This is a genomic window from Polyangium jinanense, from assembly GCF_028435265.1.
In the GTDB taxonomy this organism is placed as follows: domain Bacteria; phylum Myxococcota_A; class Polyangia; order Polyangiales; family Polyangiaceae; genus Polyangium; species Polyangium jinanense.
This window is the reverse complement of the sequence record NZ_JAGTJK010000086.1, coordinates 1-21,039: the sequence shown is the minus strand read 5'-3', so window position 1 is coordinate 21,039 and position 21,039 is coordinate 1. Positions and strand designations below refer to the sequence as shown.

Genomic DNA, 21,039 nt, shown 5'->3' with positions numbered 1-21,039 from the left:
GGGGAGAGCACACGCGCGTCAAGAATAGGACTCCGCCCAACCCGATCAGAGGTGATCAGGGGCATTGTGCGGGGAATGTCCACTCTACGAGATTCCGCCGCTCTTTGCTACACATTTCTTGACGATTCGATCGCGTCACGATGCGTCACGAAATGAGCATCATCGGCGCGCGGACTTCGTCGCGGGTGGTAACACCCGAGAGCATCTCGACGAGGGTGAGGGCGAACAAAAAGGTCGTCCCCGGGCCCTGGCTCGTCACGAGAGACCCGTCGATCACCACGGGTTCGGTCTCGTGTTTGCCGTGACGCGCGACGACCTCGCGCACGGAGGGATGGCACGTCATGCGGCGTCCCGCGAAGACGCCGTGCGCCGCGAGCGCGATCGGCGCCGCGCAGATCGCCGCGACCAGGCGGCCCGCTTCGGCCTGCGCGCGGAGGAGCGCGCCCACGGCGGGCGAAGCAGCGAGCCGCTCGGCGCCGCCCTTGCCGCCCGGCAAAACGATGACGTCAAACGAGCCCGTCACCTCGGCGAGGGCCACGTCGGGCACGATACGGACGCCGCGGCTGCAACGGACCGGCGACGCACCGTCGACGCCGGCCAGGACGACCTCGACCGAGGCGCGGCGAAGGACGTCGACGCTGATGGTGGCTTCCATTTCCTCAGCCCCTTCGGCGAGGAGGACGAGGGCGCGGGGAGGGGTTGTGGTCATGGTGTGAGAATGGTGCCGCGAGGCGCCTCGCGTCAGCGGATCCGGCTGATCTGCACGGTGGGTTTCAGGTCCGTGTAATTGGGCAGATCGGCGTTGATCTCGCGGCCGTGCTGGGCCATGCCGCGCTGAAAATCCTCGATGGCGTCGAACGTCATGCTCGCCATGACGACGAACAGAGGAGGCGCGCCATTGCGAGGCAGGCCCTCGGCGACCTCGGCGCTCTTCAAGCCGAACGGCCCGAGCAAGGACTTCACCAGCGGCATGTGCTTTTGCACGTAGTAGTCGAGGTCGAAGCGCTTGCCCTCTTCATGCGGGTACAGGATCGTGACGCGATACATACGGCGGCCTCCTCGGGTGGTCAGAATTCATACCACGGACGAGGGCGGCGCGCGGCTGTCGCGATGCGTTGACATGAGTCCGTCCGGCCGGATACGTTCCGGACTTCCCTGTGAGGGCACTCTCAGCGGAAGGAGCAAATAGAATGAATCTTCATCTGCGACGAATTTCGATGGTGGCCCCGATGCTCGTGATGCTCGCGTGCTTTGGGGGTTGCAGCGACGACACCGGGGGTTCCGGCGGCAACGGCGGGACCGCTGGCAGCGGCGGCAGTGGCGCGGCCGGTGGCATGGGCGGCACCGGCGGCACCGGCGGCACCGGCGGCACCGGCGGCACCGGTGGCACCGGTGGCACCGGTGGCACGGGCGGTACGGGCGGACAGGGCGGCACCGGCGGGCAGGGCGGGCAGGGCGGCGGCAGCATGGCGCTCTGCAACGACGGCGAGGTCGTCGACGAGGTGGACGACACGAAGCGTTGCGTCAACGTGACCAATCTCGTGAACGAGATCCAGGCCCCGGCCAGCGTGGTGTGGGCCGACATGGAGGTCGCCGTCTCGACCGAATACTCTCCCGCGGGAGGGTATTCGGCGGAGCAGGCTCTCGGCGCGCCGAATGTCTATCCCGATGCAGCCGACGAGTCCAAGGCTTGGGCCACGTTGACCGAAGACGCTGACGGCGAGTTCTTGACCGTTGGGTTCTCGACTGCCATGACGGGCGAAGCGGTCTGGATCTACGAGACGTACAACCCGGGCGCCGTGAAGAAAGTCACGATCACCACCACCGACGGTGACAAGGTGATTTACGACAATCCGGCGCCCAAGTCGATTGGGGCCTGCGCGCACATCCTCTCGGTGCCGACCCTGACCTGCGCAAAGATCTCCGCCGTGCGCATCGACCTCGACTCCAAGGCCGTGCCCGGCTACAACGAGATCGACGCCGTCGGCATCCTGCCGCCGCCTTCCATGCCCTGACCGAAGCCGCTACGGCTTCCCCGCGAGGGCCTTCTCCGTCGCTCGGAGCAACGGTCCCGCGCTGATCGGCTCCCCCGTCGCGTGTTTCATCCACAGGTCCGGCAGGACCGACCCGTATTTCGCCATTCGCTCGAACGCGGGACCGAGCTTGCCTTGCTTCCGGACAGCCTCCTCGATCTGGAATGCAATGAGGTGGCCGAGCGGATAATCCGGCAAGTAGAGCGGCGTCGAGATCGCGTGCGAATAAATCGCAAGCAGCGTCGAATCCGGCGACCCGAGCAGCGGCGCATAATACTGGTTCCAGTACTTCTTCGCGATCGTGACCGTGGCCTTCCCGAGCTCCTCGGCCGTCGCCTCCGGGTGCTCGTAGAGCCAGTGCCAGACGTCCGTCTCGACGAGCGCGACGCCCGCGATCTCCCACGCCGACCAGAGCTCGCCGAGCACCCGATCCCGATCGGACTCGCCCGTCGTCTTCTGCAAGCCCAAGAGCTCGAGATCCCGCGCCTGGAACGTGAACGCGAGCGCCTCCGTGAAGGCATTGTTCGGCACGCCCGCGAGCAGCGTGTGGTCGACGTCGTACAGCGACAGGACCTGCTCGACGTTGTGCCCGAGCTCGTGGACGGCGATGTTGTATCCCTTGTAGTTCATCCCGTCCTTCTCGATACGCGTCCGGAGCCGCGCCTTGTCCCCGCGGCGCCGTGGCTCCATCGCGTGCCCGGCGCCGCGCGAAGGATCCACCGCGATTCGCTCGGCGATCGTCTTCGCGCGATCCTTGGGAAAACCGAGATCCACGAGGATCCGCGGGATGTCGGCCGCGAACGCCTTCGCGTCGGGATACTTTTTGCGCGTGATCGCGTCGAGCTCGGCCTCCGTCTTGCCGCCGCGCGCCTTGAAGCCCGCATACCAGAGATCCTGCGGCCCGAGCTTGCGGCCGAGCCGACGCTCGATCTCGGCGGCGACCTTCGGGATCGTGCTCGATCCGAGGATCTCCAGGAACAGCGCGCGCACGCGATCCTCGCCGATCTCGCGGCCGAGCTCGAAGCGACGTTTGATGGCGGTATTCGCGATCGGCGAATACGGATCGGCCCGCCGCGAGGCCCGGAACGAGGCGAGGAGTTTTCCATATCGCACGAAGGGCTCGGGGCTCGCCGACGCCGTCGTGATCGGGGCGCGTTTCGGCGCGGAAGGCTCGATCTCCGCGGCCGGCGCGAGGCGAACCTCGTTCGTGAACGGATTCCAGTCGACCCGCGGATCGTCGATCACCGCGGCCGGGATCGTCTGCGTGACGATCCGCTCCATCACCTGCACGATCATCCTCTGTTTTTCGAGACCGCGCGGATCGCCGTAATTGGCCTTGAGCTCGTCGCGCAGGTTCCAGTGGCTGATGAGCCGGAGCCCCGCGGGGAAGGGGCGCTCGCCCTTCTCGTTCACGAGGTGATGCATCCAGATGTTGTAATCGGAGATGTAAAGGTCGCCCTCGGTGTTCGCGCGCGCGATGTCCTGGGCGATCTCACCGGGGATGCGGATCGCGAAGCGCCCCGTGAGCCGGTCCTCGGCCCAGCGGCGCCGGCTCCAGCGTTCGCCCTCGGCGTTTTTCGTGGCGAGGTCCGAGAGCGGGAAATTCAGCAATGCGACGAACGCGATCCGCGCCTTGAAGAGATCCTCGTAGAGGTGCGCCGCGGGCTCGTAGCCGGCGAGCAGCGGATCGAGCGGGAAGAGCGGCCCAGTGTCCGTGTCCGTGGAGAAACGCAGCGCGCGCCCCATTTCGTGCAGGTGGCCTTCGAGCTGCTCCATCAAGCCCTCGAGGCGGGCGAACGAGGCGTCGATCGCCGCCGGATCCGAGAGGAACTGCTCGCGCGCGAACGCGGCGAGATCCCCGTCCTCCGCCCGCCAGAGCGACGCGATCTGCGCGAGCCCCCGCTTGATCCGAGGCCGCGCTGCCTCGCCATGCTTGCCGACGAGCTCCGCTTCGAGGGCCGCGAGGTCCACGGGGACGGGCGCCGGCAGGGCAGCGGCGGGGGCCAAAGGCTCGGCGGAGGGGCGCGCCACCGCGGCGGGCGGCTCGGGGGCACACTGCGGCGGCGGCTCGGCCGGCATCGGGGGTTCTCCGGCGCAACCGGCAAGAAGGGCGAGCGGGACGAGGTGGGCGAGAGCGGAGCGCATGCGTACGCTCCAGACCAGAGGTCGACGGCGGCGTCAACCGGCGTTCGTCGTCGGTCGGATCAATTCAGGGAATGCAGGCCGAGCTGCCGCCCGGGTCGAAGACGGGACAGTACGTATCCGTCGTTTCGCAGACCCCCGCGCAGGTCTTGCAATGAATGCAATTGTCGAGCGCCCGGAAACGCGTGATCCCCTCCATGTCGAGGCCCATCTCCTGGCAAAACCACGTGCAACAGGCCCCGGCCTGGGTGGTGTCGCAAGGGCCAGGGCCGTTCGGGGTGGCGGTATGCTGGCAGTGGTAGATGCTGACACACGTCTTCCAGGCCATGCAGGCGTCGAACTCGGCCTGGCACTCGTTCGCGGGTGCGCCCGTGTCGGCCGTGCATTCTTCACAGCTCGCATAATTGCCGCCGCCCGCGCCGCCCATTCCCCCGCCGGCGCCTCCCGAGCCCGCCATCATGCCGCCGCCCGCGCCGCCGGAGCCGCCCGCGCCGCCCATTCCTCCGCCCGTGCCGCCCGTGCCCCCGGAGCCGCCGCTCGACGCGGTGCTGCCCGCGCCGGAGCCGCCGGAGCCGCCACCGCCGCCGCCGTTGACCTCACTGCCGCAGCCGGCGATCCCGACCGACACGCTCAAAACGACGAACCCCCCCAAAGACCACGACGATTTCATCCGAATGCCTCCCTTCACCTTCGCATGGTTGGTACGCAAACGAAGCGCACGGGGAGGAGCGTACACGGTTTTTCGCGCGGAGAGCCGGCATGGCCCCGCCCGGGGAATGGCGAATCGGCTCGAGGTCAGCCGCCGAGAGAGGCCCCCGCGGGCTCGCGGGCTTCGTCGGCGCGCAGGAAGGGCAGGACGGTCTCGACCATCCGATCGGGCGAGTCGACGTGGGAGAAATGCGACGTGCCGTCGAGGTAACGAAGCTCGGAGCCCCGCGCGAGGCGGTGGAGGGCTTCCCCGACGCGCGGCGGCACCACCGGATCCTTGCGGGCATAAACGAAGAGCAGCGGCACGGGGAAGGGCTCGCGGCCGAGTTCGTCGACGAAGGCGTGGAAGCCCGCGGGCGCGAGGGTCTCGTGCAGCGATTTCGTGAAGCAGGCGAGCCCCGCGTCCGTGGCGAGCGGCGCGCCGTACTCGTCGAGCTCCTCGCGCGATTTGAGCCGTTCGTCGTGGTAATGGACGTTCCGGTACACCCAGCGGCGCGGGTCGCGTTGTACGAGGTAACGCAGGAGCGCGCGTCCCGCGGCGGTCGAGAGCAGGGCCCTGAGCGCCACGTAGCGCCGATCCGGCGTGCCCGGCGCGTGGTTCACGACGAGGCGCGAGACGGCGGCCGGATCCTGGAGCGCGAGGTGCATCGCGACGTACCCGCCGAGGGAGTTGCCCATGATGGCCGAGCCGCGGATGCCGAGCGCTTGCTGCAGCTCGGCGAGGAACGTCCCGAAGCTCCGCGGCGAAAAATCCGCGCGGGTCGGCTTGTCCGAGCGGCCAGAGCCGGGCAGATCGGGCGCGAAGACACGGAAGTGCCGGCCGAGTGGCTCGAGCACGTACCGGAACGAGTAGCTCGACGTCATGAGCCCGTGCACGAGCAGGAGCGGCGGTCCCTGTCCCACGACGCGGACATGCACGCCGACGTCGCCGAAGATACGCGACGAGACCAGCACGCGGCGCGCCTCGGCGCGGTGGTAGCCGTGCGGGATGCGCGGCAGCGCGGGGAGCTCTTCGTACGGCAGCCGTTCGAAAGGACGAAGCGCCATCAGCCCTTCAGCGCTTCCTCGACGAAGTGGAGCCGATCGTTGCCCCAGAAGAGCTCGTCCCCGACGAAGATCGCGGGCGCGCCGAACGCGCCGCGCGCGATCGCCTCGTCGGTGCCCGTCCGGAGGCGATCCTTGATCGCGGGCGTCTCGATCGCGGCGAGCGCGGCCTCGGGATCGAGGCCCGCGCCGCGCGCGAGATCGGCGAGCGTCTCGGGGCTCGCGATGTCCCGATCCTCGGCCCACATCGCGCGGAAGGCGGCCTGCGCGAAAGCCTCGGCCTTGCCTTGATCCGCGGCGACGTGGACCAAACGCATGGCCTTGATCGTGTTCGAGGGAAAGTGGCTGGAGAAGCGGAAGGGCACGCCGTAGTGCCGCGCCCAGCGCTCGAGGTCCTTGAAGAGGTACGCGCCCTTCGTGGGGATCTTGGCGGGCATGTCGTTCCCCGCAGCCTTGAAGACGGCGAAGAGCACGAAGGGGCGATACACGAGCGTCGCGCCGGTGCGCGCCGCGATCGCCGGGAGCTGCGTGGCGGCGAGGTAGCTGTACGGGGACGAGAAGTCGAAAAAGAACTCGACGGTCTTCAAGGGGCGGCCTCCGGAGGGAACGAGTGTAGGGGCGATGGAGCGCGCGGAGAAGGGCCGTTCAAGGCCCCGCGTCGTGCTCGAGCTCGACGTCTTCGTCGAGAGGGAACTCCGCCGCGCGTGCACGGAGACGCTCGGTTTCCTCGAGGATCCGCCGGATCCCACCGTCCTCGGGCGCGAGCGCGACGGCCTGCGTATAAGCGCGCGCTGCGTCGTCGAGCTCGCCCTTTCGCCCGTGCGCGAGGCCGAGATTGTACCAGGCGATCTCACTCTTCGGGCTCAGCTCGACCGCCCTTCGGTACCGGGCGATGGCCTCGTCGTAGTTCTCCGCGTCGAAGGCCTCGTTGCCGAGGCGCACGCTCTCCGCACCTGCGTCCTTCGAGAAGTTGACGCGCGGCCGGAGCACGGTCGCGCCCGCGCCCGATGCCGCGAGGACGAGCAAGATCGCGACCCCCGCCGATGCGCGCACCGGAGCGCTGCGTTGCGCGACGCGCAAGCCCCCCGTGATCACGAGCCCCGTGAGCACGCCGAGCAGTGCGCCCACGCCGTGCGCCACGTTCGCGACGCGCCAGACGTCGAAGACGGTCGTTGCAATACAAAGGAAAAACCAGCCAACGAAGAGCTGCGTCGCGCGCGCGTTCACGGTGCCACGCATGCGCGCGTCCGCGCGATCGAGCACCCACGCGAGGCCAAAGAGCCCGTACACCACGCCGGACAGGCCGATCCCGCCGATGAACGTCGCGTACTCGGCCGCCGCGGATCCCGCGGCGAAGAGCAGCACGAGGCCGAGCAGGCGGAACGATCCGAAGCGCTCCTCCAGCATCGTCCCGAGCGTCCAGAGCCAGGCGACGTTGAAGATGAGGTGCAGCGCGTCGGCATGCGGCAAGGCGCTCGTGACGAGCCGCCACGGCTCGCCCTCGAACGCGCGCACGCTCATCACGAGCTGCTGGATCGATCGACCCGCCGCGTCGAGGACCGTGACGAACATGGCGAGCATCGCCACGCCGGCGGTGATGGGAAATCGCACGAACTCGGTGACGGGCGGCGGCTTCTTCAACGCGCGGCTTTCGGCTCAGGGCTCGAGCTTCAGCTCGGCCGCGTGGATCAAGGCCTCGAGATCATCGAGCGAGGGCAGGGGCACGTGATCGAGCGTGATGGTGAGCGAGCCAGGACCACGCTCGACCTGGACGTCCCCCTCGCCCGCGCCCGGCGCGATCTCCGCGACCCACTCGCGATCGGCCGCGGCGACCCGGCGCGCCTCCGCGCTCAGGCGATCGCGAATCCAGCGCGAGAGGCGCGCGAGGCTCGACGAGGGCGGGGGATCTTGATCGGGCTCGTCCGCGGTGACGCTCACGAGGATACGATACCGCTCCTCGTTCGTCCGGATCTGCACGTACGCATATCCGCCGCGCAGCGGCAGGCGCACGCCGAGGCCATCGGCATCACGCGCGAGCAGGTGCGCCGCCGTGCGGTAACTCGACTCGACCCAGCCCGTCGACAGCCGCGCGAGGAGCGCCGCCGCCGCGCTCGACGCCGCGACCTCCGCGCCGCTCTGCGCCGAGGGCACGACCCGCAGCGTCTGCGGGGGCGTCGGGATCCGACCCTCGAACTCGCGGCTGCGCAGCGTCACCGTGCGGCTCACCGGACCACCGTTCGTGGGCGTGTCGTCGCCGGCGTCGTCGGCCGTGGACACGCGCAGATCACCGCTCTCGGCGTCACGCAGCCACACGGCGCCGCACCACCACGCGGCCACGGTTTTGCCGTTCGGCAAAAACGCCATCGGGCCCGGGCTCGCCGTCCAGAGCGGGCGCGCGAGCGGCACGCTGAAGACCTGCGTGGCGCGCGTTCGACCGAGCGCGGTGACGAGCGCGCCGTCCGGCGAGAACTCGAGCGCCGCGACGCCGCGCAGCAAGTTGAGGCCATTCTTCACCGAGAGCACCGCGCGCGGCTCGCCCTCGTGGCCCGGCTCGAACAGGCGAATCCGGCTGTCCGGCCCCGCCACCGCGACGAGCTTTCCATCGGGCGAGAACGCCACCGCCGCGTCGTTCTCACGCACGCCCTCGGGCCGCACTTCCTGAAAATCATCCACCGACCAGTGCACGACCGGCGTCACGCCCGTGGCCGCCGTGAGCAGGCGACCGTCGGGGCTCCACGCGAGGCTGCGCAGCCTGCGCCGATGCGGATACGCGAGCTCGTACAGAAGCGCGCCGTCGGCGAGGCGGTAGACGAGCACCGCGCTCGTGAGGCGATCGGCCGTGACCGCGAGCAGCTTGCCGTCTGGCGAGAGTGCGATCGGCGCTTCGCCGCGCCACGGCTCGGGCGTCAACCGTCGACCGGAGACGAGCTCGAAGACCTGCACCGTGTGCGCCGGCTCGTCGGCCTCCACGCGCGCGTCGAGGGCGGAACGGGCTGCGCTCGGCGGCACGCGCGCGTCGTCCGACCACGCCGTGACGAGGCGCCCGCCGTCGGGCGAGAGAGCGAGCCCCGTCGCGCCCACGCCGAACCGGAAGAGCGCTCGGCCGACACGCAGATCGTAGACGACCGTGCGTCCGTTGCCGATCGCCGACGCCGCGAGTCGCTTGCCGTCGGCGGAGACGGCGAGGGCCGTGGCCTCGTGCGAGAGGGGGAGTTGACTTGCCTGCACGCGGCACGAGTCTAGCGCCCCCGCGCCCGCGAGACGATGCCCGGACAGAGGCCCCGAGGTCCTTTTTGGACGATCGTTTGCCCGAGGCTCCGGTCCCGCGCCCTACGCCCCGTAGCCTAAAACTGTAAACGACGTCACAAGCTCCGCCGCGACGCCCCCTACCGTGACTTCGTCCGGGCACGCCGAAGGCGCCCACCCCTTGCATCGACCGCACCGCGGCCTTTGCACCCTAGGTCCAGGGCTGCGCCCTGGTTCGGGTCCAGGGGCGAAGAGCCCCTGGTCGGGCCCGGGGTGAAACCCCGGCGCGACGCTGTGGCAGCACCCCCTCAGCGCGCGCGTCGTTCGTCGCGGCTGCCCGCGAAGTAGGCTTCGAGCAGATCACGGCCGACGACGTTCGCCTTGGTACGCCAGGTGATGTCGTTCGCCAGCATGACGGCCACGGCGATCTCGGGTTTGTCGGCGGGCGCGAAGGAGGCGAACCACGAGAACATGCGCGCAGGCTTCTTGCCGACGAGCGTGCCGGTCTTCGCGGCCACGGCCATGCCGGGCAAAGCGCGCGTCCCATCGGCGTGACGGAACGCCTTTACGCACGTGCCGCGCTTCGTGGTGACCTGGAGCATGCGATTGAGCGTGCGCGCGACGCGCGGATCGAGGGCGCGGCGCTCGACGACGCGGGCGACGGGCACGCCGGGATCCTTGAGCACGAGCCGCACGCGCTCGCCGCCGTTGGCGATGGTCTGCATCGCGAAGAGGGCGCCGAGCGGCGAGAGTTTTCCATTCCAGAACCCGGCCGCGGCGCGGGCCATGCCAAACGGATCGGCGGGGATGTCGACGCGCCCGGTTTGGGCGGGGACGTCGATCGGCACGTCGCCGGCAAACCCGAGCGCAGAGGCCATGCGACGCAGATCGTCCGGGTCGAGGTGCCGCTTCGCCATACGCGCGAAGACCATGTTGATGCTCTTGCCGAGGGCCTCGCCGAACGGCGTACAAGCGCTGCCACCGCGCCGATCGAGGTCGGCCGCCGTGATGTCGTGCTCGCCGCCCGACCAGCACGCCTCCGTGCCTTCGTTCGCGTGGCCGCCGTCGAGTAGCGCGGCCGCCGTGACGATCTTGAAGAGGCTCGCGCTCGGAGCGTACGGCTCGGCCACGAAGTCGCGGTCGCCGCGGCTCGCCCATACGAGGATGCGCCCGGTGCGCACGTCCGAGGCGACGATCGCGGCCTCGGGGGCGCCCGAGCGCGCGAGCAGCCGCTCGGCCTCGCGTTGCAGGCGTGGATCGAGCGTCAGGCGCACGGGTTTGGCCTGACCACCCACGGCGCCGTAGGCGGCCTCGGGCGTGACACGGATGCGGTGGAGGCCGAGCGACGCGGCCTCGGCGTCGGGCGAGCCGACGAGGAGGACGGACGCGAGCGCGGCCGGGGCGAGGAGTGCGCGGATCGGAAACACCACGGGTGGCTATCGATCGAGCGGCGCCCTTCGGCCAAGATTTTTGGCATCGGCCCCTGGGCCTGCTACTCGCAAGGCGGATGGCGGGAGGAGAGAAAGGTCGATGACGAACGCCGGACGCGGTGGCTTGCTCGATCTCGTCGAGCGGGACAGGGTCCACGAGTGCGACGGCTACGGCCCTGCGGGGGTCTGCGTGCGGGTAGTGGGCGTCGCGGATCTGCCGACGCGGGTCGGTCGCTTCAAGATCGTGGCCTTCTGGAACAACCGCGACGCCAAGGAGCACGTGGCCATGGTGCACGGCGACGTGATGGGCGGCGAGGAGGTGCCCACGCGCCTGCACTCGGAGTGCCTGACGGGCGACGTGCTCGGCTCGCTCCGTTGTGATTGTCGTGATCAGCTCCTCGAAGGCCTGCGGCGCATCCAGTCGATGGAGCGCGGCATCTTGCTGTACCTGCGCCAGGAGGGACGCGGGATCGGGCTCATCAACAAGATCCGGGCGTACGGCCTGCAGGATCAGGGCCTCGACACGGTGGAGGCGAACATCGCGCTCGGCTTCCGCGACGACGAGCGCGACTACGCGGTGGCGGCGCACATGCTGCGGAGCCTCACGGTGAAGTCGGTCCGGCTCATCACGAACAACCCGAACAAGATAAGCCAGCTCGAGCAGTACGGCGTGAAGGTGGCAGGTAGGATCCCGCACGTGATTCCGCCGAACGAGTACAACAAGTTTTACCTCGAAACGAAGGCGAAGCGCAGCGGCCACTACATCGACATGGAGGGCAAGCCGCACCTCGCCGAGCAGAGCGATCCGGTGATGGTCGACGGAATGGCAGGGCCGGCCGAGGAGGACCCGGCCGAGACGGACGCGAGGGGAAAACCTACAGCGTCCGCATGAACGCGACGAGATCGCTCTTCTTCTTCTGGGCGGCGACGATATCGGCATCGAAATACGCAGCGCGCTGCCAGGGCGTGTGAATGCGCGGCGTCGTCTCCTCTGGGCGGCGTTTCGCTGGGGCGTTGCCCCAGGCCCCAGCAGGGGCTATCCGCCCCTGCACCCGGGGCCTGCGCAAGCGCTGGACCCGGGTTCGATGAACTGCGCGATGCGCAGTTCATCGAACAGGCCGAGGAACGCCCTCGCCAACCAAAACAGCCGCGCTGCCATTTCGATGGTCAACGCCGGCCATGGTCTTGCCACCGGCCCGTGGAAGAACTGCGCACCGCGCAGTTCTTCCCTGAAGGTCCAGCGCTTGCGCTGGTTCGGGTCGAGGGGCGAACAGCCCCCGCGGGGTCCGGGGCAGCGCCCCGGCGCGGCGCCAATGCTCAGCCGAGATGAGCGTTCGGTTCCTCCACGAGAACCCAGCAGAGCAGGCGCTCTTGGGGTGCGTCGGCGGCGGGGAGGCAGGTTCGTCACGCCACGCTGGTTTCACCGGATAGGGATGACCGTCAACGATGGATCGTGGCCTCGGCCCTGTGGCATAAACGGATCGCTCGCGCCCGCGCCTGGCAGTCGAGCGAGGTTTTCCATGATGGCCGATACAGGCTACGCGCTCGCCGAGAAGACCGAGGAAACCGACTACTTCACCCTCTATCGCGCGCGGCGCGAAGGCGACACGGCCGTCCTGCTCAAGGTCCTGCGCCCCGAGGGTGCGCGCACGGTCGAAATCGCGCGTTTCAAGCAGCAGTACGAGCGCCTCGCCCGCATCACCTCGTCGCGCCTCGTCGCGATCCGAGGCGTCGAGGAGCGCGCCGGCGCGCTGATCGTCGTGCTCGAAGACGTCCCGGGCCGCGACCTCGCCCAGACCCTCGCCGCGCGCCCCTCGCGCAAAATGCCCGTGGGCGAGGCGCTCGATCTCGCGGTCGCGCTCGCCGAAGGCCTCGCCGCGATGCACGCCGCGGGGCTCGTCCACCGCGATCTCCGCCCGCGGAACGTGCTCGTCGGCGAGGGCTGTGCGGTCAAGATCACCGGTCTCGGCGCCGACGCCGAGATCACCCGCGCGCACGAGCTTCTCTACGCACCCGTGGTGCTCGTCGAGGTGCTGCCCTACGTCTCCCCCGAGCAGACGGGCCGGATGAACCGAGGCGTCGATTACCGGACCGACCTCTATGCGCTCGGGACCATTCTCTATCAGGCGCTCACCGGTCGCCCGCCCTTCGAAGGCGTCGATCCGATGCAGATCATCCACGCGCACCTCGCCGTCGCGCCCGCGCCGCCCTCGGTCCTCGATCCGGCCATCCCCGAGGCGGTCTCCGGTGTCGTGCTCAAGCTGCTCGAGAAAAACGCCGAGGACCGCTACCAGAGCGCCGAAGGCTTGCTCTTCGACCTCCATCACTGCCGCGAGGCTCTGCAGAGCGGCGGCGAGCTCGCGCCTTTCGTGCCAGGGCAACACGACCGCGCCGACCTCCTCCGGATCCACCAGAAGCTCTACGGCCGCGAGCACGACATCCAGGCGCTCACCTCCGCATTCGAACGCGCGCTCGCGGGGAGCCGGGAAATCGTGCTCGTGTCCGGCTACTCCGGGATCGGCAAGTCCTCGCTCGTGCAGGAGATCCTGAAACCGCTCGCGCGGAAGAAGGGCTACTTCACGAGCGGCAAACACGACCCGTTCCACCGCGCAACGCCCTATAGCGGGTTCATCCAGGCATTCGACGCCCTCGTGCGGCAGATCCTCGTCGAAAGCGAGGCGCGCATCCGGACGTGGCGGACCGCGCTGCTCGATGCGCTCGGACAGAACGGGCAGGTCATCTGCGACGTCATCCCTTCCTTGTCCCATGTGATCGGCCCGCAGCCCGAGGTCCCGACGCTCGGCCCCCTCGAAGCGCAGAACCGCCTGAACCGGTGTTTTTCGTTGTTCGTGTCGGTGTTCGCGCGGCACGAGCACCCGCTCGTTCTTTTCCTCGACGACCTGCAGTGGATCGATGGCGCGAGCCTCGGCCTGCTCCGCACGCTCCTCGCCGACGACTCGCTCGAGGCGCTCTTCTTCTGCGGCGCCTATCGCGACAACGAGATATCGCCCGCGCACCCGTTCATGATGGAGCTCGGGGAGCTCGAGCGCGGAGGGCTCTCGGTGCAGCGCATCGTCCTCGCCCCGCTCGGGCGGCGCCATCTGCTCGCCATGCTGGGCGATTGCCTCGGGCGCGAGGACACCGGCCCGCTCGCCGACGTGGTGCTCAAGAAAACCGGAGGCAACCCGTTCTTCGTCAAACGTTTGGTTCAATCCCTCCACGACCACGGCGTGCTCACGTACACGTTCGACGCGGGCTGGCGGTGGGATCTCGCGAAGATCGAAGCGCTCGCGTACTCGGAAAACGTCGTCGACCTCATGGTGCGCACCATCGAGCGGCTGCCGGCGCGGACCCAGGAGGCGCTGCGAATCGCCGCGGCGATTGGGAGTCGCTTCGACCTCGACGTGCTCGCCTCCTTGCTCGCTTGCTCGCCGGAGGAGGCGGTTTTCCGCCTCGAATGCGCGGTCGAGGAAGGGTTGCTCCTCGCCGATCGGAGCGGCTACCGCTTCGCCCACGACAAGATCCAGGAGAGCGCGTACGCGATGATCCCCGAGGGGGATCGGGCTGCTTACCGCCTCCGCATCGGCCGGCATCTCGCGGGGCACATCGATCTCGCGGACAGCCAGAACCTCTTCGACGTCGTCGGCCACTTGAACGCCGCGGGCGACCTCCTCACGGACGGCGCCGAACGCCTGCGCCTCGCGCGCATGAACCTCGACGCCGCGATCCGCGCCGAGGAATCGGCCGCGTTCTGCTCGGCCCTGCATTACCTCGAGCAGGGCCTCCCGCGCCTGCCGCCCGACGCTTGGACGTCAAACCATGCCCTGCGCCTCGCGTACGCGAAAAAGCGGGGCCTCATGCTCGCGCTTTGCGGCCGGCACGACGAGGGCCTCGCCGAGCTGGAGCGTTGCGTCGAGCACACGGAGGGGAGGCTCGATCGCACCGAGGTGCTCAGGCTCAAGATGAACGTGCAGGTGCTGAAAAACGACCTGCCGGCCGTGCTCACGGAGGGGCTCTCGGCCCTTCGTGGCTTCGGGATCGACCTGCCTCCATTCCCCGACGACGCGACGCTCGACGCGCAGCTCCGCACGACCATGGCCCTCGTCCGGGAGCGCTCGCTGGAGGCGCTGCCCGACCTCCCGCCGCTCGTGGATCCCGAGATCCGCGCGCTGCAGGACGTGCTCCAGGAGCTCTTCGCGCCGTGCTGGTTCTTGAGCCTCAACCAGCTCGGCATCACCGTCGCCAAGAGCCTCGAGACCACCTTTCGCCACGGCTTGTCGTCACACGCGATCTACGGCTGCATCAACTTGGGGGCGTTTCTCTGCGGCCGCGGCGACATCGAGCTCGGCTACCGCTTCGGCCGCGTCGCCCGCGACCTCGTCCGGCGCTCCCGCGACAAACAGAGCGAGGCCATGTTCTGCAACATGTGGGGCGCGTGCGTCCAGCACTGGCGCGAGAGCTACGTGGCCTGCCGGGAGACGCTCCTCGCGGGGATCCATGCGGGGCTTGAGACCGGCCATTACATCTGGTCGTTCTACAACACGATCGACCTCCTCACGAACAGCTTCCTCCGAGGCCTCCCGCTCCCCGATCTCCTCGCCGAGGTGGACAGCTTCCATCGGGTGCGCAAGCTCGATCAGTTCAACGCCATCACGTGGATCGGCGGAGCGGTGGGGCAACTCGCGCACAACCTCTCGGTCGAGACCGAGCGACCCACGACGCTCGTGGGCCCCTTCGTGGACATCGACGAGGTCATCTCGGAGGCGCGCCGCATCGGCAACCAGGCCTCGCTCTACATCGCCCATTTTTACGCTGTGGTCCTTTGCGTCTTTCAGGGCGCGTTCGAGGAGGCCGCGCGCATCGCGCTTCGGACGAACCCCGCGCTCTCGGGCGTCGAGAGCTGGCACGGCAACCCGGCCTTGCATTTTTATGGTGGCCTCGCGCTCGCGCGAGCGTCGGATGTCGTCTCCAGCGACGAGCGCGCGCACTTCCTCGCAACCGCCGAGGCCTACGCGAGCAAGCTCTCCCGCTGGGCCGACCTATGCCCGGAGAACCTCGCGCATCGGTGCGTCCTCCTGCTCGCCGAGCTCACGCGCGCCCGCGGCGACGCGCGCGGCGCCGGCGATCGATACGACGAGGCCATCGCCCTCGCGCAGCGCGGCGGCTACCTCCAGGACGAGGCGCTCGCCAACGAGCTCGCGGGCTTCTCGTTCCATGCGCTCGGCAAGACCACCATCGCCCGCGCCTACTTTACCGAGGCGCACAGGGTCTACGGCCAATGGGGCGCGACCGAGGTGATGCGGCGCCTCGAACGTTCCTACCCGGACCTCGTCCCTGGCGAGATCCTCCGCGGTGCGAGGGGCCCGGGGGCCGCCGTACCTGCAGGCGCCGTGCTCGACATCGCCTCGGTGCTCAAGGCTTCCCAGGCCATTTCGGGCGAGATCGTCCTCGACCGACTGCTCGACGCGCTCATGCGCATCCTGATCGAGAACACCGGCGCGCGGCGCTGCGTCCTTTTGCTCCTGCGCGACGGACGGCTCGTCGTCGAGGCCGAGCACCGCATCGGGGAGGCGCCCGTCCACGCGCTCGGCGCGACGCCCCTCGAGGGCCGCGCGGACCTGCCCGCCGGCGTCGTGACGTACGTGGCGCGCACGGGGGAGACCATCGTTCTCGACGACCGCCCGAGCGACGGGCCGTTCGCGCGTGAGCCTTGGCTCACGAGTGGACGGCCTCGCTCCTTGCTCGCCGCGCCCATTGTCTACAAGGGCCGCCTCGCCGGCGTGATCTACCTCGAGAACGATCTCACCCGCTCGGCGTTCACCCCCGCGCGCGTCGAGGTGATCCGGCTGCTCTCGGCCCAGGCGGCCATTTCCATCGAAAATGCGCGCCTCTATGCGGATCTGCAGCAGGAGAACGCGGTGCGACGGCGCGCGGAGGAATCCGTTCGAGAGAGCCAGGAGCTCCTCCAGTCCATCGTGGACAATACGAGCGCCCTCATCTTCGCCAAGGACCTGGAGGGCCGCTTCGTATTCGCCAACCGCTGCCTCGAGGAGCTCCTCCACATGCGCCACGAGGACATCCTCGGCAAGACCAACCACGAGCTCTTCCCGCGCGAGTTCGCCGATCAGTATCGCGCCCATGATCTCCTCGTCGTGCGGGAGAACCGGGCCATCGAGTTCGACGAGTCGGCGCTGGACCAAGGCGAGATGCGCACCTATATGTGCATCAAGTTCCCGCTCCGCGATCTCGCCGGGAAAACGTACGGCATTTGCGGCATCGCGACCGATGTCACCTCCCGCAAGCGCGCCGAGGAGGGGCTGCGCCATTCTTACTCGCTCCTCGAGGCCACGCTCGAATCGACGGCGGACGGCATCCTCGTCGTCGACTGCGGGCGGCACGTCGTGCGCCACAACCGCAGGTTCGTGGAAATGTGGCGCCTCCCCGACGACGTCCTCGCCAGCGGGTCGGACGACGTGTTCCGTTCGTTCGTCCGCCATGAGCTCCTCGAACCCGGACCGTTCGAGCAAAAGGTCCACGCCCTCTATTCCTCGCCCGAGGAGAGCAGCGTCGATGTGCTTCCTTTCGCGGACGGTCGGGTCTTCGAGCGTTATTCGCAGCCGCAGCGCCTCGGCGAGCGCGTGGTCGGGCGTGTCTGGAGCTTCCGCGACGTCACCGCGCGCGTGCACGCCGAATTGCAGCGTGATCGCCTCCTGCTCGACGAGCGGGGCGCGCGCGCCGCGGCGGAGGAGGCGGTCCGCGTGCGGGACGAATTCCTTTCCATCGCCTCCCACGAGCTCCGCACCCCGCTCACCAGCCTGCAGCTCGCCATTCAATCGCTGGAGCAACGGCTCTCGCGGGGCATGGACGTCGAGCGCGTGCGCTCCGCGGTCACCCTCTCCGGGCGCCAGATCAAGCGCCTCGCCAGCCTCGTCGATGCGCTGCTCGACGTCACTCGGATCCAGGCGGGAAGGCTCGAGCTAAACCCGACGCTCGTCGATCTGCGCGCGCTCGTGCAGGAGGTCGCCGCCCACCTTGGCGATCAGATCGCGCAATCCGGCAGCACGCTCACCGTGCGCGCGGATCAGCCGGTCGTCGGCCCATGGGACCCGTACCGGCTGGAGCAGGTCGTGACGAACCTGCTCACGAATGCCATCAAGTTCGGGAAAGAAAAACCCATCGAAATCACGATCGGCATCGATGGGCAGCTCGCGCGACTCTCGGTGACGGACCACGGGATCGGGATTCCGGACGAGGTGCAGGCGCACCTCTTCCAGCGATTTCACCGCGGCGTATCTTCGCGCCACTACGGGGGGCTCGGGCTCGGCCTCTACATCACCCGCACCATCGTCGAGGCGCACGGCGGGCGAATTTCCGTGTCGAGCGAGGTCGGCCAGGGCTCGACGTTCCAGGTCGAGCTGCCGCTCTTGCCCACCGCCTGACCGTATCGTCTGCTGGACATTCGCCATCGCAGCCCCAGGCCCATCTCGGGTACCGCGCGAATGGAGGAATGAATGGAGCGGGCGAACCACCCCTACCGCATCGGGATCTCCGGCTCGTACGGAGGCATGAACCTCGGCGACGAAGCCATCCTCGATGGTATCATCACGCAATTACGAGCGTCGGTTCCCGCGGAGATCACCGTATTCTCCCTCAATCCCCAGGACACGGAACGGAGGCACGATGTCGACCGCGCCGTACCCGTCCGCAGCCTCACGCGCAAGGAATCCGCTGCCGAGGTCGGACGGCTCGACCTCTTCATCCTCGGCGGCGGCGGCATTCTCTACGATCGTGATGCCGCGACGTACCTGAGAGAGGTGCTCATCGCGAAAGAGCTCGGCGTCCCCGTCGTCGTTTATGCCGTGAGCGCCGGACCGCTCGTGGATCCGAGCGCACGACAAGCCGTGCGGACGGCCCTGAACGCGGCGACGGTCGTCACCGTCCGTGACAAGCAAGCGCGCCGCCTGCTCGAGGACGTCGGCGTGGATCGCGAGATTCACCTCACCGCCGATCCAGCGCTGCTCCTGCGCGAGGAGCCCTTGCCCATCGAGGCCATCAAGGCGGAGGGCGTCGAGTTCGAACGGCACCTGGTCGGCTTCTCCGTCCGGGAGCCGGGGCCCGCGGCGCCCGACATCGACCCCGACGAATATTATTCGCTGCTCGCGAACGCGGCCGACTTCGTCATCGAGCGGCTCGACGCGGACGTCGTGTTCGTGTCGATGGAAAGGACGGACGTGCAGCACAGCCACGCCGTCGTCGCCCACATGAAAAACGCCGAGCGCGCCGAGGTCCTGCGGCGCTCGTACACGCCGCAGCAGATCCTCAATTTCGTCGGCCACCTCGAGTTCACGGTGGGGATGCGCCTCCACTTCTTGATCTTCTCGGCGCTCCGCGAGATCCCTTTCGTCGCGCTGCCTTATGCCTCCAAGGTGAAGGGGTTCATCGAGGACCTCGAAATGGAGACCCCGCCGCTCGGCAGCATCAGCGCCGGCCAGCTCATCGCGAGGCTCGACCGTTCGTGGGATACGCGTAACGAGACGCGCGCCAAGATCCGCCGCTTGCTCCCGGCCCTCAAGGATCGCGCGAGGGAGACGAATCGGATGGTCGTCGACATCCTCACGGCGCAACGCGAACGCGAGGCGGCGTGACATGGACGTGATCCGGACCGACGTGGCCATCATCGGCGGAGGACTCGGCGCCTGCGCCGCGGCGCTCGCGGCGGCTCGAATGGGCCTCCGTGTCGTGCTGACCGAGGAGACGCGCTGGCTCGGCGGTCAATTGACGAACCAGGCCGTTCCTCCCGACGAACACCCGTGGATCGAGGAACATGGGGCAAACCGGAGCTACCGCGCGCTGCGCGACGGGATCCGGCAATATTATCGCAGGAATGTACCACTCTCCGCGGCGGCCAAGGCCCTTCCCACCCTGAACCCGGGGAATGGATGGGTCAGCCGCCTCTGCCACGATCCGCGCATCGCGGTCGCCGTGCTGCACGAGATGATCGCGCCGTACCGGCTCAACGGCAGCCTCTTCGAGCTTCGCCTCCACCGGCCGATCTCGGCGTGGACGCATGGCGACCGGGTGACCGGCGTCGTGGTCCGAGGGCGAGAGTCGGGGCGCGACGTCCTCCTCGAGGCCGATTACTTCATCGACGCCACGCCCCACGGCGAGCTCTTGGCCCTCGCGGGCGTGGAGCACGTCCTCGGGCAAGAATCCCGCGCGGAGACGGGAGAGCCGCACGCCGCCGAGGCGGCGGACCCGAGGGCCCAGCAAGCGATCACGGTGTGCTTCGCAATGGAGCACCTCCCCGGGGAAGACCATACCATCGACAAACCCCGTCAATACGAATTCTGGCGCGCGTACGAGCCACAGGGCTGGCCAGGCCGCCTGCTCGATTGGACGACCGTTCGCCCCGAGACCCTCGAGCCGCTGAGGCGGGGCCTGTTCGCCGCGGACGACGGCCACCCGTGGTGGACCTTCCGGCGTATCCTCGACAAGGACGTCTTCGAGCCGGGTTTCGCGCGGAGCGACGTCACCATCGTGAACTGGCCCCAGAACGATTACTGGCTCGGGCCCGTCTGCGGCGTCGACGCGGCGGAAGCCGCGCGGAACGAGGACGCCGCGCGGCAGCTCAGCTTGAGCCTCCTCTACTGGCTACAGACCGAGGCCCCCCGACCCGATGGCGGCGTCGGATACCGCGGGTTGCGCCTCCGCGCGGACGTGGTCGGCGGCACCGCGGACGGCCTCGCGCCGGCGCCGTACATTCGCGAATCCCGCCGGATCCGCGCGGAGTTCACGGTGCTCGAGCAGCACATCGCGTATCCGCTTCGCCCCGATGGCCCCGCGATCTTCGACGACAGCGTCGGGATTGGTTGCTACCGCATCGATTTGCACCCGCGCGTCGGAGGCGCGGGTTACCTCGACCTTGGCTGCTGGCCGTTTCAGATTCCGCTGGGCGCGCTCATTCCGGTGCGTATGGAAAACTTGTTGCCAGGAGGCAAGAACCTGGGGACGACCCATATCACCAACGGTGCCTTCCGTGTCCACCCGGTCGAGTGGAGCGTGGGCGAGGCAGCGGGGCTCCTCGCGACGTTTTGCCTCGAGCGCCGCGTGCTCCCGCGAGAGGTGCACGCCCGGAAATCGCTGCGCGAGGAGCTCCAGACATTGCTGCTCCGAAATGGCGTCGAGCTCGCCTGGCCGAAGGTGAGCCCGTTATGAGTGCCGCGGCGGTGCACCTTATGGCGCTGAGCATGGGTCTCTTCTTGGGGCCGCCGCGCCGGGGCGCTGCCCCGGGCCCCGCGGGGGCTGTTCGCCCCTCGACCCGAACCAGGGCAAGCCCTGGACCGTTCGTGGAAGAACTGCGCGATGCGCAGTTCTTCCCACAGGCCGTCGCCAGTCTTGACCTGGCCTGTTCGATGAACTGCGCCTCGCGCAGTTCA

At 68.7% G+C, this 21,039-nt stretch carries 14 protein-coding genes; 5 read left to right on the top strand and 9 right to left on the bottom strand.

What is annotated here, in order from left to right:
• Nucleotides 1-145 precede the first annotated feature (145 nt).
• Nucleotides 146-709, bottom strand: a complete 564-nt coding sequence (locus KEG38_RS51645; protein ID WP_272428322.1) for a DJ-1 family glyoxalase III — start codon at nt 707-709, stop codon at nt 146-148.
• A gap of 32 nt (nt 710-741) precedes the next feature.
• On the bottom strand, nt 742-1,047 hold the full coding sequence (locus tag KEG38_RS51640; protein ID WP_272428321.1) for an EthD family reductase: 306 nt from the start codon (nt 1,045-1,047) through the stop codon (nt 742-744).
• A gap of 143 nt (nt 1,048-1,190) precedes the next feature.
• On the opposite strand from KEG38_RS51640, the gene KEG38_RS51635 reads away from it, so the two are divergent.
• The gene (locus tag KEG38_RS51635) at nt 1,191-2,015 is read left to right on the top strand and encodes a hypothetical protein (protein ID WP_272428320.1); all 825 of its coding nucleotides are present in this window, start codon (nt 1,191-1,193) and stop codon (nt 2,013-2,015) included.
• A gap of 9 nt (nt 2,016-2,024) precedes the next feature.
• On the opposite strand, the gene KEG38_RS51630 is transcribed toward KEG38_RS51635, so the two are convergent.
• The 7 genes from KEG38_RS51630 to KEG38_RS51600 form a co-directional block, all read right to left on the bottom strand.
• Nucleotides 2,025-4,178, bottom strand: a complete 2,154-nt coding sequence (locus KEG38_RS51630) for a hypothetical protein (protein WP_272428319.1) — start codon at nt 4,176-4,178, stop codon at nt 2,025-2,027.
• 64 nt (nt 4,179-4,242) lie between these two features.
• The gene (locus KEG38_RS51625; RefSeq protein ID WP_272428318.1) at nt 4,243-4,845 is read right to left on the bottom strand and encodes a hypothetical protein; all 603 of its coding nucleotides are present in this window, start codon (nt 4,843-4,845) and stop codon (nt 4,243-4,245) included.
• Between the two features lie 125 nt (nt 4,846-4,970).
• Nucleotides 4,971-5,930, bottom strand: coding sequence for an alpha/beta fold hydrolase (locus tag KEG38_RS51620; RefSeq protein WP_272428317.1), 960 nt, complete (start codon nt 5,928-5,930; stop codon nt 4,971-4,973).
• Nucleotides 5,930-6,514, bottom strand: a complete 585-nt coding sequence (locus KEG38_RS51615; protein ID WP_272428316.1) for a 2-hydroxychromene-2-carboxylate isomerase — start codon at nt 6,512-6,514, stop codon at nt 5,930-5,932. Before KEG38_RS51615 ends, KEG38_RS51620 begins: the two co-directional genes overlap by 1 nt.
• Before the next feature lie 58 nt (nt 6,515-6,572).
• Entirely contained in the window at nt 6,573-7,568 is a 996-nt protein-coding gene (locus KEG38_RS51610) for a rhomboid family intramembrane serine protease (RefSeq protein WP_272428315.1), read from the bottom strand.
• Between the two features lie 15 nt (nt 7,569-7,583).
• Entirely contained in the window at nt 7,584-9,155 is a 1,572-nt protein-coding gene (locus KEG38_RS51605; protein ID WP_272428314.1) for a WD40 repeat domain-containing protein, read from the bottom strand.
• A gap of 326 nt (nt 9,156-9,481) precedes the next feature.
• A complete protein-coding gene (locus KEG38_RS51600) occupies nt 9,482-10,603 on the bottom strand; it encodes a penicillin-binding transpeptidase domain-containing protein (protein ID WP_272428313.1) in 1,122 nt (373 codons plus the stop codon).
• 100 nt (nt 10,604-10,703) lie between these two features.
• On the opposite strand from KEG38_RS51600, the gene ribA reads away from it, so the two are divergent.
• The 4 genes from ribA (at nt 10,704) to KEG38_RS51580 (ending at nt 20,818) form a co-directional block, all read left to right on the top strand.
• The gene (gene ribA / locus KEG38_RS51595; RefSeq protein ID WP_272428312.1) at nt 10,704-11,495 is read left to right on the top strand and encodes a GTP cyclohydrolase II; all 792 of its coding nucleotides are present in this window, start codon (nt 10,704-10,706) and stop codon (nt 11,493-11,495) included.
• Nucleotides 11,496-12,123: 628 nt separating this feature from the next.
• Nucleotides 12,124-18,042 carry an AAA family ATPase gene (locus KEG38_RS51590; protein WP_272428311.1) on the top strand — a complete coding sequence of 1,973 codons (5,919 nt, stop codon included), beginning with the start codon at nt 12,124-12,126 and terminating at the stop codon, nt 18,040-18,042.
• Between the two features lie 72 nt (nt 18,043-18,114).
• On the top strand, nt 18,115-19,248 hold the full coding sequence (locus KEG38_RS51585) for a polysaccharide pyruvyl transferase family protein (RefSeq protein ID WP_272428310.1): 1,134 nt from the start codon (nt 18,115-18,117) through the stop codon (nt 19,246-19,248).
• A gap of 1 nt (nt 19,249) precedes the next feature.
• Nucleotides 19,250-20,818, top strand: coding sequence for an FAD-dependent oxidoreductase (locus tag KEG38_RS51580; protein ID WP_272428309.1), 1,569 nt, complete (start codon nt 19,250-19,252; stop codon nt 20,816-20,818).
• The last annotated feature ends 221 nt before the right edge of the window (nt 20,819-21,039 follow it).